At 68.6% G+C, this 13,768-nt stretch carries 13 protein-coding genes; all 13 read left to right on the top strand.

The genetic code is table 11. The features are described 5' to 3' along the window. The first annotated feature begins 6 nt into the window (after positions 1 to 6). The 13 genes from ruvB to AAFN89_RS13605 all read left to right on the top strand — a co-directional run bounded on the left by ruvB (position 7) and on the right by AAFN89_RS13605 (position 13,625). The gene (ruvB, locus tag AAFN89_RS13665; RefSeq protein ID WP_347539726.1) at positions 7 to 1,044 is read left to right on the top strand and encodes a Holliday junction branch migration DNA helicase RuvB; all 1,038 of its coding nucleotides are present in this window, start codon (positions 7 to 9) and stop codon (positions 1,042 to 1,044) included. After that, positions 1,037 to 1,498: a tol-pal system-associated acyl-CoA thioesterase gene (gene ybgC, locus AAFN89_RS13660; protein ID WP_347539624.1), complete on the top strand. Its 462-nt coding sequence runs from the start codon at positions 1,037 to 1,039 to the stop codon at positions 1,496 to 1,498. Before ruvB ends, ybgC begins: the two co-directional genes overlap by 8 nt. A 6-nt stretch (positions 1,499 to 1,504) precedes the next feature. Next, complete coding sequence (gene tolQ, locus AAFN89_RS13655) at positions 1,505 to 2,245, top strand: protein TolQ (protein WP_347539623.1); 741 nt, start codon at positions 1,505 to 1,507, stop codon at positions 2,243 to 2,245. A 3-nt stretch (positions 2,246 to 2,248) separates the two neighbouring features. After that, positions 2,249 to 2,707, top strand: a complete 459-nt coding sequence (tolR, locus tag AAFN89_RS13650) for a protein TolR (protein WP_347539622.1) — start codon at positions 2,249 to 2,251, stop codon at positions 2,705 to 2,707. 9 nt (positions 2,708 to 2,716) lie between these two features. After that, on the top strand, positions 2,717 to 3,790 hold the full coding sequence (locus AAFN89_RS13645; protein WP_347539621.1) for a hypothetical protein: 1,074 nt from the start codon (positions 2,717 to 2,719) through the stop codon (positions 3,788 to 3,790). Positions 3,791 to 3,871: 81 nt separating this feature from the next. Further along, positions 3,872 to 5,221 carry a Tol-Pal system beta propeller repeat protein TolB gene (gene tolB / locus AAFN89_RS13640; RefSeq protein WP_347539620.1) on the top strand — a complete coding sequence of 450 codons (1,350 nt, stop codon included), beginning with the start codon at positions 3,872 to 3,874 and terminating at the stop codon, positions 5,219 to 5,221. A 153-nt stretch (positions 5,222 to 5,374) separates the two neighbouring features. Then, positions 5,375 to 5,866, top strand: a complete 492-nt coding sequence (gene pal, locus AAFN89_RS13635; protein WP_347539619.1) for a peptidoglycan-associated lipoprotein Pal — start codon at positions 5,375 to 5,377, stop codon at positions 5,864 to 5,866. Between the two features lie 244 nt (positions 5,867 to 6,110). Then, entirely contained in the window at positions 6,111 to 7,118 is a 1,008-nt protein-coding gene (ybgF, locus tag AAFN89_RS13630; RefSeq protein WP_347539618.1) for a tol-pal system protein YbgF, read from the top strand. Next, the gene (gene tilS / locus AAFN89_RS13625) at positions 7,115 to 8,407 is read left to right on the top strand and encodes a tRNA lysidine(34) synthetase TilS (protein ID WP_347539617.1); all 1,293 of its coding nucleotides are present in this window, start codon (positions 7,115 to 7,117) and stop codon (positions 8,405 to 8,407) included. Before ybgF ends, tilS begins: the two co-directional genes overlap by 4 nt. Positions 8,408 to 8,517: 110 nt before the next feature. Beyond that, positions 8,518 to 10,443, top strand: a complete 1,926-nt coding sequence (ftsH, locus tag AAFN89_RS13620) for an ATP-dependent zinc metalloprotease FtsH (protein WP_347539616.1) — start codon at positions 8,518 to 8,520, stop codon at positions 10,441 to 10,443. A 66-nt stretch (positions 10,444 to 10,509) separates the two neighbouring features. Continuing rightward, complete coding sequence (gene folP / locus AAFN89_RS13615; protein ID WP_347539615.1) at positions 10,510 to 11,367, top strand: dihydropteroate synthase; 858 nt, start codon at positions 10,510 to 10,512, stop codon at positions 11,365 to 11,367. Between the two features lie 45 nt (positions 11,368 to 11,412). Then, entirely contained in the window at positions 11,413 to 12,801 is a 1,389-nt protein-coding gene (gene glmM, locus AAFN89_RS13610) for a phosphoglucosamine mutase (protein WP_347539614.1), read from the top strand. Beyond that, positions 12,798 to 13,625, top strand: coding sequence for a hydroxymethylpyrimidine/phosphomethylpyrimidine kinase (locus AAFN89_RS13605; protein ID WP_347539613.1), 828 nt, complete (start codon positions 12,798 to 12,800; stop codon positions 13,623 to 13,625). The genes glmM and AAFN89_RS13605 overlap by 4 nt, the downstream gene beginning before the upstream one ends. Positions 13,626 to 13,768 lie beyond the last annotated feature (143 nt).

The following is a 13,768-nucleotide window of genomic DNA, read 5'->3' as shown; positions in this document are numbered from 1 at the left end:
GCCCGAATGGTGACTCCCGATTCGCTGCCCGGCGACACCCAGGACGCCTCCTTGAGGCCCCTGTCGCTGGACGAATTCATCGGCCAGCGGCAGGCCCGCTCCAACCTCAAGATCTTCATCGAGGCGGCGCGGGCGCGGGGGGAGGCGCTGGACCATGTCCTGCTCCACGGCCCGCCGGGGCTGGGAAAGACCACGCTTTCCAACATTGTGAGCCGCGAGTTGGGGGTCGGTTTCCGCGCCACTTCGGGCCCGGTGATCGCGCGGGCCGGCGACCTGGCGGCGATTCTTACGAACCTGCAACCGCGCGATGTCCTTTTTATTGACGAAATTCACCGGCTCAATCCGGCGGTGGAGGAGATTCTCTATCCCGCGATGGAGGATTTTCAGCTCGACCTGATGATCGGGGAGGGGCCGGCCGCCCGGTCGGTCCGCATTGATCTGCCGCCCTTCACCCTGGTGGGGGCGACAACGCGGTCCGGGCTGATAACGACGCCGTTGCGGGAACGTTTCGGGATTCCCCTGCGCCTGAATTTCTACGAGCCGGACGAGTTGGAGCTCATCATCCGTCGCGCCGCCACCCTTCTGAACTGCCCGCTGACGCCAGACGGCGCGGCCGAGATCGCCAAGCGCGCGCGGGGCACGCCGCGCGTCGCCGGCCGCCTGCTGCGCCGGGTGCGCGATTTCGCAATCGTCGCCGGGACCGACCCGGTCGACGCCGCCGCCGCCGACGCCGCGCTCTCCCGGCTGGATGTCGATGCGATGGGGCTGGATGCCATGGACCGCCGCTACCTCCGCACGATCGCGGAAAATTACGGCGGAGGCCCCGTCGGGGTGGAGACGCTGGCTGCCGCTTTCTCCGAACAGCGCGACGTGCTGGAGGAGGTCATAGAGCCCTATCTGATCCAGAAGGGGCTGCTCCAGCGCACGCCGCGCGGCCGGATGCTGGCCGACAGGGGCTACCGCTATCTCGGCGTCCAGGCGCCGGCGCGCGAGGCGGGGCAACTCGACTTCCTGACCGATCCAGGGGAGCAGGCGGATGGCTGACGGCGCGACGGCGGGTGTCGATGCCGGCCATCTTCTGCCGGTCCGTGTCTATTGGGAAGATACCGACGGGTCGGGCATCGTCTACCATGCCGGCTACCTTCGCTTCGCCGAGCGCGCCCGGACGGAATTCCTGCGCGCGCTGGGCTTCGACCAGAGCACGCTTCTGAACGAGACCGGCATCGCCTTCGCGGTGCGGCGGATGGAGATCGATTTCCTGTCGCCGGCGCGGCTGGACGATCTGCTGGAGGTCGCGACCTCCGTCACCGACATCGGCGGCGCCAGCCTGTCGATGCGCCAGCGGGTCGAACGCGACGGCCGCGCGCTGGCCGATATGAACGTGAAGCTGGCCTGCATGGACCGCCGGGGGCGGCCGGTCCGCCTGCCGGCCGCCTTTCGGGCGGGTTTCGCGGGAACAATGAGCAACCAAAGGGCTGTAGGGCCGAGAGCGAGATAGAAGACCATGGAGCAATCCACGCTGAATTCGGCCCAGATGCTGGGCGCCCAGGCGGTCCAGACCGCTCACGACCTGTCGCTGTGGGGCCTGTTCCTGCAGGCCGACATCATCGTCAAGGGGGTGATGCTTCTGCTGCTCGCCGCCTCGGTCTGGTGCTGGGCGATCATCTTCGAGAAGGCGATCCGGCTGCGCCGGCTCAACCGTCATATCGACGCGTTCGAGGAGAATTTCTGGTCCGGCGGGTCGCTGGAGGATCTCTACGACCGGGTCGGCTCCGGGCCGGGCGATCCGATGGCCGCCATCTTCGTCTCCGGCATGAAGGAATGGCGTCACGCCGCCGACCACGGCCTGACCTCCACCAGCCAGATGCGCGCCGGCCTCCAGCAGCGCATCGACAGGGTGACGGGCGTCGCCCTGGCGCGGGAGATGTCGGTGCTGGAGAAGGGAATGACCGTGCTGGCCTCGGTCGGCTCCACCGCCCCGTTCATCGGCCTGTTCGGCACGGTCTGGGGGATCATGAATTCCTTCACTTCGATCGCGGCGTCGGACAACACCAGCCTCGCCGTGGTCGCGCCCGGCATCGCCGAGGCGCTGTTCGCCACCGCGCTCGGCCTCTTCGCGGCCATCCCGGCCAGCGCCTTCTACAACAAGTTCAGCAACGATCTGTCGAAGCTGGCCGACCGGCTGGAGAATTTCTCCGGCGAGTTCTCGGCCATCCTGTCCCGCTATCTCGAGGAACGGGGCTAGATCATGGGAGTCCAGCTCGGATCTCCCGGCCGGGGCAGGGGCCGCCGCTCGTCCTACCGGCCGATGGCGGAGATCAACGTCACGCCGTTCGTCGACGTGATGCTGGTGCTGCTGATCGTGTTCATGGTGACCGCACCCCTGCTGACCGTCGGCGTGCCGGTCGACCTGCCGCAGACCCGCGCCGAGAACATCAGCCAGGACAATGAGCCGCTGATCGTCTCGATCAATTCCGGCGGCCAGATCTACGTCATGGAGACGGCGGTCGAGCTGGAGAATGTCGGCGCGCTTCTGGTCGCGGTGACCGGCGCCAACCCCGAGGCGCGGATCTTCGTGCGCGGCGACCGGGCGATCAACTACGGACGCATCATGGAAGTGATGGGGGCGCTCAACAGCGCCGGGTTCCAGCATGTCGCCCTGGTGGCGGAGATGCCCTCCGGCCGGCCGCCCGCCGAAGGGCGGTAACGGTCGATCATGCCGCTCAGCCTTCTCGTCTCGATCGGCTTCCATCTCGCGGTCATCCTGCTGATGATCTTCGGGCTGCCCTGGTTCCAGCAGGAACGCGTGGAGCCCATGGGCGGGACGCCGGTGCAGGTGATCACCGAAGCCGAACTGGCGGAGATCACCGCCGCTTCGGAAGCCGTGCCCGACGCGCCGGAGCCGGAGCCCCGGCCTACCCCGACGGAGGAACCGCCGCCGCCGGAACTGCCGGAGCCCCTGCCGACACAGGCTCCTCCGCCGCCGGAGCCGACGGCCGTCCGGCCGCCGGAGCCGCCCGAACTCGTCCAGCTTCCCGAGGCCCGCGAGCCCGAGCCGGTGCCCGAACCGGAACCCGCGCCCGAACCCCCGCCGCCGCCCGAGCCCGAACCGGAGCCTGTCCCCGAGCCGGAACCCGAACCCGAGCCCATCCCGGAGCCCGAGCCGGAACCGATTCCTGAACCAGAGCCTGAACCTGAGCCAGAGCCCGAGCCCGAACCGGAGCCGGAACCGGAACCAGAGCCCGAACCGGAGCCCGAGCCCGAGCCGGAGACTCCGGACGTGCCGTCGCCGCAACGCCGCCCCGAACCGCCTCCGGAACCTGAGCCAGAGCCCGAACCCGAACCGGAGCCCGAGCCCGAGCCAGAACCTGAGCCGGAACCCGAGCCCGAGGGCGCGGTGGCGGATATCCTCGACAGGCTGAGGAACGAGGAGCAGCCGGAAGCACAATCCTCCGCGCCGGCGCAGACCGAATCGCTCACCCCCACAAGGCTGGCGGTGGGGGAGGAGAACGCGGTGCGCGACGCCATCCGACCCTGCTGGAACGTCGATCCCGCCGCGCTGGACGTGCCCGCCGTGCGCGTGAGGGTGGAGATGAACCAGGACGGGTCGGTGCGCTCGGCCGAACTGATGGACCCCGGCCGCACCGGCGATCCGGCCTACCGGTCGGCGGCCAGCCGCGCTCTCCGCGCCGCCCAGAACCCCGCCTGCCAGCCCTGGCCGTTGCCTGCCGAGAAATGGCCGCAATGGCGTGTCATCGAATTTACCTTCGACCCGGAGGACATTTTCTAAAATGCGGGATTTGTCCTTCGAGGCCGGCGATTGTTACCGTCGGCCTCCGTCGCCATGAGTTGTCTTGAGGAGCCGTCCCGCATGTTTGCCCCGAAGCGTTTCAGCCTGCCGCTCTTCGCGGTCCTGCTGATAGCCGCCGCCGCCCTGCTCCTGGCCGTCCATCCGGCCCGGTCGCAGGTCCAGATCGATATCACCCAGGGCGTGCAGGAGCCGCTTCCGATCGCCGTCACGGATTTCTACGGCGTGGGCGCGGAGGAAGCGCAGGCGGGCGTCGACATCGCCGGCGTCATCTCGGCCAACCTGTCGCGGTCGGGGCTGTTCCGGCCGATCGACAAGGCGGCCTTCATCCAGAGTTCGGCGGCGCTCCAGAACGGGCCGACCTTCTCCGAATGGCGGGTCATCAACGCCCAGGCGCTGGTTTCCGGCACGGTTCAGGTCCAGCAGGACGGCCGCTATCGGGTGGAGTTCCGGCTGTTCGACGTCATCAACGAGAATCAGATGGTCGGGCTGGCCTATTTCACGACACCGGACAACTGGCGGCGCGTGGCCCACAAGATTTCCGACCTGATCTACCAGACGATCACCGGCGAACAGGGCTATTTCGACACCCGCATCGTCTATATCGCCGAAAGCGGGCCGGCCAACGCGCGGGTGAAGCGGCTGGCGATCATGGACCAGGACGGGGCGAACCATCAGTACCTGACCGACGGCGAGACGCTGGTCCTGACCCCGCGCTTCTCCCCCTCGGCGCAGGAGATCACCTACCTCGCCTATTACAACGACCGGCCCAGGGTCTATCTGCTGAACATCGATTCCGGCCGTCAGGAGCTTCTGGGCGACTTCCCGGGCATGACCTTCGCCCCGCGCTTCTCGCCCGACGGAAACCGGGTCATCATGAGCATGGCGGAGGGCGGCAATACGGAGATCTACACCATGGATCTCCGCACCCGGCAGACCCAAAGGCTGACTAACAACCCGGCGATCGACACCTCGCCCTCCTTCTCTCCGGACGGGACCAGGGTGGTGTTCGAATCGGATCGCGGCGGTTCCCAGCAGCTTTATGTGATGAGCGCCAATGGCGGCGACGCCCAGCGAATCAGCTTCGGCGAGGGGCGCTACGCCAGCCCGGTCTGGTCTCCGCGCGGCGACCTGATCGCCTTCACCAAGCTGCACCAGGGGCGCTTCTTCATCGGGGTCATGCGCCCCGACGGCAGCGGCGAGCGCATCCTTGTCGACGCCTTCCATGTCGAAGGCCCGACATGGGCGCCGAACGGCCGCGTCCTCATGTATTTCTCTGAGCAGCCTTCGGGCGCGGGCGGGGAGGGACGATCGGTGAAGCTGTACACGGTCGACCTCACGGGCAGTAATAGATGGACCGTTCCGATACCCCAGGACGGGTCCGATCCGGCGTGGTCGCCCTTGCTTCCTTGAGGCTCGCGGATTATGTTCCGCCGGTTCGCGACGCATGGTAATATGATTTCCAGTGCGTCGTGACCGGAATGACCGAGGTGATGAACTCCGGCATTACTTCCGGTTGTCAATAAGTGTATGTGCGCAACACTCCTAATGTCGGGGGACATCGAGATGCGATTTAAGGTTCTTTCTCTCTTTGCCGCAGTGCTGCTTGTCGCGGCCTGCGGTTCCAACCGTGACGAATCGGCCATGGTCACCGGCGGGGGCGACACGACGTCGGCCACCACCGAGACCAGCACCGTGACTCCGGGCTCCCAGGAAGATTTCGTCGTCAATGTCGGCGACCGCGTCTTCTTCGGCTTCGACCGCTTCGACGTCAGCGCCGAGGCCCGCGCGACCCTGGACCGTCAGGCCGCGTGGCTGCAGCAGTATCCGAACACCAGCGTCACGATCGAAGGCCACGCCGATGAGCGCGGCACTCGTGAGTACAACCTGGCGCTCGGCGACCGCCGCGCCAACGCCGTGAAGAACTACCTGGTGGCGGCCGGCGTCCCGGCGAACCGGATCACCACCATCAGCTACGGCAAGGAGCGTCCGGCCGTCCTCGGCTCCAACGAGTCGGCCTGGGCCCAGAACCGTCGCGCGGTCACCGTCCTGAACTAAGGTTCGGCGACACCGCCACGCGCTTCGCGGCGCGGCCGCCCCGAAAGGGGCGCGCCGCGCCGCTTTGCGTTTCAGCCCCATTCCCATCCCCACGCCATACTTTCGCCGGGATGGCCGGACAGGCTTCTTTATTTCCTCGCCATCTTTTCCCTCGCCCCTCCGGGGAGAGGGAGGGGCCCGCGAAGCGGGAGGGTGAGGGGTCTTCGGCCCTCCCAGACCGAACGGAACCCATATGATGCGCCTCATGCCCACGACCCTCCTCAACGCCCGCGGCCTGCGCGCGGCGGGTGTCGGCATCCTGCTGGCGGTCGCCACAGCGCCGGCCTTCGCCCAGGACGCCGACATGCAGCAATTGCTGAACCGGCTGGGCCGGCTGGAGCGGGATATCCAGACCCTGTCGGCGGAGGTCTATCGCGGCGGCGGCGCGCCGTCGGCGGGCGGCGCATCCAATCTCAGCGGCGGCTACGCGACCCAGGTGGAGGCGCGGCTGCAATCGCTGGAACGCCAGATTCAGAACCTGACCGGCAATATCGAGGAGGTCCGCCACCAGACGCGGGAGGTCGGGGCCCGGCTGGACAGGGCGCTGGCCGATATCGAGTTCCGCCTGACGGAGCTTGAGGGCGGCGGCGCGGCGCTACCGCCCTCCACGACCGGGGCGGCGCCCTCCACGACCGGCTCGGCTCCCACGGAGACCGTCGGGCCTACCTTCGACAGCATCGCGGAAAGTGCGGGCGCGAGCGGCGCTGCGCCCACGGCCACCGCGTCGACCTCGGGCATCCTCGGCACCCTCCCGGCGGACTCCCTTCCGGCCGATCCGCCCGCCCCCGACGCCGCTGCCGGCGCGACCTCCGTCTCGCTCCCCTCCGGATCGGTCAACGATCAGTACAATTACGCCTACGGCCTCCTGGCGCAGGGCGACTATGCCCAAGCGGAACAGGCGCTGAGCCAGTTCCTGACAGCCCATCCGGACGAGCCGCTTTCCAGCAATGCCCAATATTGGCTGGGGGAGACCTATTACATCCGCGGCCAGTTCAACGACGCCGCCATCGCCTTCGCGGAGGGCTACCAGAAGTTCCCGGACGGGGCGAAGGCGGTCGACAGCCTGCTCAAGCTCGGCATGTCGCTCTCCGCCCTCGGCCAGACCCAGGACGCCTGCCTGACCTTCCAGCAGCTTCAGTCGGAATTCCCCACCGCCCCCGCCGGCATCTCCCGCCGCGCGGAACAGGAGCGTGACCGGCTGCAGTGCGGATGACGCTCGCCGCCGCCTTCGGGCGCGCGCTGGACCGGCTGGGGCCGTTCGGGGATCGTCCGCGCCTGGCGGTCGCGATCTCCGGCGGGTCCGATAGCCTCGCCCTCTGCCTGTTGGCCGATGAATGGGTGCGACGCCGGGGCGGCGAGGTCCTCGGCCTCACCGTGGATCACGGCCTGCGTCCCGATTCCGCCGCCGAGGCCGGCCGGGTCGGGGAATGGCTGGCCGCGCGCGGAATCGCCCACCGCATCCTGCGCTGGCCGCCGCCCCATCCCGCCGCCGGCCTTCAGGAAGCCGCCCGCGAGGCGCGCTATGGCCTGCTGGAGGATGCCTGCGCGGCCGACGGCATCCTGCATCTGCTGCTGGGGCACACCACAGACGACCAGGCGGAAACCTTCCTCCTCCGGCTCGCCGGGGGAAGCGGCGTGGATGGCCTCGCCGCCATGCCCGCCGTCCGCACCGGCCGCCGGGTCCGGCTGCTGCGGCCGCTGCTGGGGCTGTCGCGACAGGATCTGCGGGCGGAGCTTCGGGCGCGCGGGCAGGGTTGGATCGACGACCCGTCGAATGAAAACCCCGCTTTCGCCCGCGTTCGCCTGCGCGCCGCCGGAGAGGCGCTGGGCGCGGAAGGCATGACGCCCCGCCGCCTCGCGGAAACCGCCCGGCGCGCCGGGCTTGCCCGGAGGGCGCTGGAGACGGCGGCCGCGTCGCTCGCCGCCCGGGCCATGACGATCGATCCCGAAGGCTTCGCTCTCATCGACCCCCGGCCGCTGGCGCGGGCGGCGCGCGATCCGGCGTTGCGCGTGCTGGGCCGATGCATCGCCATCGTCGGCGGATCGCGGCGCCCGTCCGCCCCGGCGGCGCTGGAGGCGCTTCTCGACCATCTGTCGGAAGAGAAGATCGCCCGCCGGACGATCGGCGGCTGCCTCCTGGCCCCGGCGTCGGGCGGCGCGGTGCTGATCGCGCGGGAGCCCGGTCGCATTCCCGGTCCCGACACAGCCGTTCCCGGGGAAGGGCGATGGGACGGAAGGTTCCGCGTCATGCTGTCGCGTCGGCAGGCGGAAGGGGCTGAGATCGGGGCTCTGGGTCCCGCGCCGGCCGGCGCTCTCGGCCTGCCGCGCCGCCCTTCCTCGGTCGTCCGATCCTGGCCCGGCCTCTGGCGGGACGGAAAACTGATCGCCGTGCCGGAATTTGCGGCTCGGCAAGAGGACGGGCCTTGGGGTAGTCTGGAGACGTTCCAGGCGCAATTCGCCCCCCCGGCGCCTGCGTTCGGTCCAGGTTTCGCAGTTGTTTAACAATCGCGAAGCATTATCTAACGGGATGAGTTATAGGGCGATGCTGCCCGAAATGATGACGCCGCGAGGATTCAACGGGTTTTCCGCGGCTTGAGGAGAGGCGACCTTCCGTGAACAATTTCGGCAAGAACCTCGCCCTGTGGATCATTATCGGCCTTTTGCTGGTGGCTCTGTTCAACCTGTTTCAGAGTTCCGGCAGCCGTAGTCCGCAGGCGTCCGTGCCGTACAGCGATTTCGTGACCTCCGTCGAAAGCGGGCAGGTCTCCGATGTCGTCATCAAGGGCAACCAGATCACCGGCCATTATTCGGACGGCCGGCCGTTCTCCAGCTACGCGCCTCCCGACGCCCAGCTCGTTCCGCGGCTGACGGAAAGCGGCGTGCGCGTCTCAGCCCAGCCGGACGACAGCAATGTGCCGTCGCTCTTCTCGATCCTGCTCTCCTGGTTCCCGATGCTGCTGCTGATCGGCGTCTGGATCTTCTTCATGCGCCAGATGCAGTCCGGCGGCGGCAAGGCGATGGGCTTCGGCAAGTCCCGCGCCCGCCTGCTGACCGAACGCACGGGCCGCATTACCTTCGACGATGTCGCGGGAATCGAGGAGGCCAAGCAGGAGCTTGAGGAGGTTGTCGAGTTCCTGAAGGACCCGCAGCGTTTCCAGCGGCTGGGCGGCAAGATCCCCAAGGGCGTGCTGCTGGTCGGCCCTCCGGGCACCGGTAAGACGCTGACCGCCCGCGCCGTGGCGGGTGAGGCGAACGTGCCGTTCTTCACCATCTCCGGCTCCGATTTCGTTGAGATGTTCGTCGGCGTCGGCGCCAGCCGCGTTCGCGACATGTTCGAACAGGGCAAGAAGAACGCGCCCTGCATCATCTTCATCGATGAGATCGACGCCGTCGGCCGCCATCGCGGCGCCGGCCTGGGCGGCGGCAACGATGAGCGTGAGCAGACGCTGAACCAGCTTCTGGTGGAGATGGACGGGTTCGAGGCGAACGAGGGCGTGATCCTGATCGCCGCGACCAACCGTCCTGACGTGCTGGACCCGGCGCTGCTGCGTCCCGGCCGCTTCGACCGTCAGGTCGTGGTGCCCAACCCCGATGTGATCGGGCGGGAGAAGATCCTGAAGGTCCATATGCGCAAGGTGCCGCTGGCGCCGGACGTGGACGCCAAGATCATCGCCCGCGGCACACCCGGCTTCTCCGGCGCGGACCTCGCCAACCTGGTGAACGAGGCCGCCTTGCTGGCCGCCCGGCGCGGCCGCCGCGTCGTCGGCCAGTCGGAGTTCGAGGCCGCCAAGGACAAGGTCATGATGGGCGCGGAGCGCCGGTCGATGGTCATGTCGGAGGATGAGAAGAAGCTGACCGCCTATCACGAGGCCGGCCACGCCGTCGTCGCGATGCACGAACCGGCGTCCGATCCGGTCCACAAGGCGACGATCATCCCGCGCGGCCGCGCGCTGGGCATGGTCATGCGCCTGCCGGAAGGCGACCGCCTGTCGCTCCGCCGCGACAAGTGCAATGCCGATCTCGCCGTCGCCATGGGCGGCCGGATCGCGGAGGAACTGATCTTCGGCGCCGACAAGGTGACCTCCGGCGCGTCCGGCGACATCAAGATGGCGACCGACCTGTCGCGCCGCATGGTGACCGAATGGGGCATGAGCGATAAGCTCGGCATGCTCTCCTACGGCTCCAATTCGGAGGAGGTGTTCCTGGGCCATTCGGTGACCCAGCAGAAGAACATGTCCGACGCCACGGCGCGCACGGTCGATGAGGAAGTCCGGAATATCGTGGACACGGCCTATGCCCGCGCCAAGCAGTGCCTGACCGACAATATCGATGAACTGCACGCCGTCGCGAAGGGTCTCCTGGAGTTCGAGACGCTGTCCGGCGACGATATCCGCGCGCTCCTGCGCGGGGAGGAGATCGTGCGGACGGACCCGGAGGACATGGCCCCGCCGCCGCCGCGCAAGACCGGCAAGCGGGCCTCCGTACCCAGCGGCGGCTCCCAGGGCGGCCTCGGCCCCGCACCCCTGCCGGGCGCCTGACCCTTACCGAACCCCCGGCCTCAGCGCCGGGGGTTTCGATTAGAGGCCTCCCCGAATAGCCGACCAATGACGACAAAAGCCGACATAAGCCGACAAAAGCCCGCCGGCCTTCCCCTGCTGCCCGGCCTTCCGGCCGACCGGCCGCTCATCATGGGCATCGTCAATGTGACGCCGGACAGCTTCTCCGACGGCGGCGATTTCGCCGCGCCGGACCGCGCCATAGCCCATGGCCGCGCGCTGCTGGCGGCGGGGGCGGACATCCTCGATATCGGCGGCGAATCCACCCGCCCCGGCGCGGACCCTGTCTCGGTGGGGGAGGAGATCGCGCGCATAGCCCCGGTCGTCCGGGCGCTGGCGGGGGAGGGGGCGGTCGTCTCCATCGACACCCGCCACGCCGCCGTGATGCGCGCGGCCCTGAACGAAGGCGCGGCGATCCTGAACGACGTGACCGCCCTGACCGGCGATCCCGGCAGCCTCGCGCTCGCGTCGGAAAGCGGCGCGCCGGTGGTGCTGATGCACATGCTGGGCGATCCCCGGACGATGCAGGCCGACCCGCGCTATGACGACGTGGTCCGGGACGTCTACGATTTCCTGGCCCGGCGGGTCGCGGCCTGCGAGGCGGCCGGAATCCCGCGCGACCGGCTGATCGTCGATCCGGGCATCGGCTTCGGCAAGACCGTCGCCCATAATATCGAGCTGCTGCGCAGGCTGGACGCCTTCCACGGTCTCGGCTGCCCGATCCTCGTCGGCGTCTCGCGCAAGCGCTTCATCGGTTCGATCAGCCGGGACGAGCCGCCGAAGGAACGCGTCGCGGGGTCGCTGGCGGCGGGGCTCGCCGCGCTGGATCGCGGCGCGCGCATTCTCAGGGTCCACGATGTCGCCGAAACCGCGCAGGCGCTGGCGATGTGGATGATGCTTCGCTAATACATCGGTTTGCATTCCTGCCTTTCTTCGGCGTATGAACGGTTCATGACACGCAAGCTCTTCGGTACGGACGGCATCCGCGGCACGGCGAACAGCGAGCCGATGACCGCCGAGACGGCGCTGAAGGTCGCGATGGCGACCGCCGCGCAATTCCGCAACGGCGACCATCGCCATCTGGTGGTGATCGGCAAGGACACGCGGCTTTCCGGCTACATGATCGAACCGGCGCTGACCGCCGGCTTCATCTCCATGGGCATGGATGTGGTGCTGGTCGGCCCGATGCCGACGCCGGCCATCGCCATGCTTACCCGGTCGCTGCGCGCCGACATGGGCGTCATGATCTCAGCCTCCCACAACCCGTTCGAGGATAACGGCATCAAGCTGTTCGGGCCCGACGGCTACAAGCTATCGGACGAGGTCGAACTGGCGATCGAAGCGCGGATCGAAGCCGGGTTCGCCGACGACCTCTCGCCGCCGGGCAAGCTGGGCAAGGCGCGGCGGCTGGACGACGCGCAGGGCCGCTACATCGAATATGTCAAGAACACCTTCCCGCGCGGCCTGCGGCTGGACGGGCTGAAGATCGTCGTCGACTGCGCCCACGGCGCGGCCTACCAGGTCGCCCCCCGCGTCCTGTGGGAGCTTGGGGCGGAACTCGTGCCGATCGGGGTGGAACCGAATGGCACCAACATCAACAAGGATTGCGGCGCCACCGCCACGGCGCGGATGCGCCAGTCGGTCGTCGAGACGGGCGCCCATCTGGGGCTGGCGCTGGACGGCGACGCCGACCGGCTGATCATGGCGGATGAGAAGGGCGCCCAGATCGACGGCGACCAGCTCATGGCCGTGGTCGCCGGCCAGTGGGCCGATAACGGCCAGCTTCACGGCGGCGGCGTCGTCGCGACCGTGATGTCCAATCTGGGCATGGAACGCTACCTCGCCGGCCGGGGCCTCACCCTTCACCGCACCGCCGTCGGCGACCGCTATGTGGTGGAGGCGATGCGCGCCCACGGCTTCAATGTCGGCGGGGAGCAGTCGGGCCATATCGTGCTGGGCGACTACGCCACCACCGGCGACGGGCTGATCGCCGCCCTCCAGGTGCTGGCGGTGATCCAGCAGTCCGACCGCCCGGCCAGCGAGACCTGCCGCCCCTTCGATCCGGTGCCGCAGCTTCTGCGCAATGTCCGCTATAGGGCGGAGCCGGGACGGCCCGGCCCCGTCGACCATCCCATCGTCCGCAAGGCGATCCATGACGCCGAGGCGCGGCTGGGCGCAGAAGGCCGTCTGCTGATCCGCAAGTCCGGGACCGAACCGCTGATCCGCGTGATGGCGGAAGGCGATGACGCCGCACTGGTCGAGGATGTCGTCGGATCGGTCGTCGACGCGGTCGGCCGGGTGGGACAAGAGGCGGAACGGCCGATGGGGAAGGCGCTGTGAACGGGCGCATTCTCGTCATCGGCGGGTCGGACAACACCGGAAGCGCCGGCATCCAGGGCGATTTGAAGACGGCGACCGCGCTCGGCGGCTACGCATCCTCCGCGATCACCTGCATCACCATCCAGGATGGCGGCGGCATGCGGGACATGGTGGAACTGCCCGCCGACCTCGTCGGCCGCCAGATCGACGGCGTGATCGACGGGTTGGGCGTCGACGCCGTGAAGGTCGGCCTGCTGACCACCCCGGAAATGGTCGACGCCGTCGTCGACCGGCTGGAACGGGTGCCCGACGCGCCGGTCGTGGTCGACGCCGCCACCTCCAGCCGGGACCGCCGCGCGCTCACCGATTCCGACACCGTCGCCAATCTGAAGCGCCGGCTCATGGTCAGGGCGCGCATCCTGGTCGCCAGCGTCTCCGACGCCGAAGTGCTGGCCGGCGCGGCGATCCGGACGCTGGACGACAAGCGCCATGTCGCCGACATGCTGCGCACCATCGGCGTGGAAACCGTCGTACTGACGGACGAATCCGGAACCGGCGACACGGTCGTCGACTTCATCGCCGGCCCCGGCAGCGGGCTCGGCGAGGACGGGGAAAGGGTGGCGGACTATCCGCGCCCCCATGGCCGCAAAGTGCGAGGCGTCTCCGGCGCGCTGGCCACGGCCATCGCCACCTTCCTCGCACGGGGAAGCGACCCCGCCAGCGCCGTCGCCCACGCCCGCATGTACCTCGCCAGCGCCGTCGCCCACGCGCCGGAACTCGGCATGGAAATCGGCCCCATCCACCACGGCTACGCCTTCCTCTTCGACCCCCTGCAGCGGGGGTGATCTCTCTTTTGGTCATTCCGGACTTGATCCGGAATCCATAGGCCCTCGCCGTTTCACCGGCGGCGAAGACCGGACGCTTCTTGCCCAGCGCCGCCGCTCAATGGATGCCGGATCAAGTCCGGCATGACGACGATTTGAACCTC

Source organism: Inquilinus sp. CAU 1745, assembly GCF_039839375.1.
Classification (GTDB): Bacteria; Pseudomonadota; Alphaproteobacteria; order DSM-16000; family Inquilinaceae; genus JBDOQU01.
The sequence above is the reverse complement of the archived record's forward strand: the minus strand, read 5'-3'. Positions and strand labels throughout refer to the sequence as shown.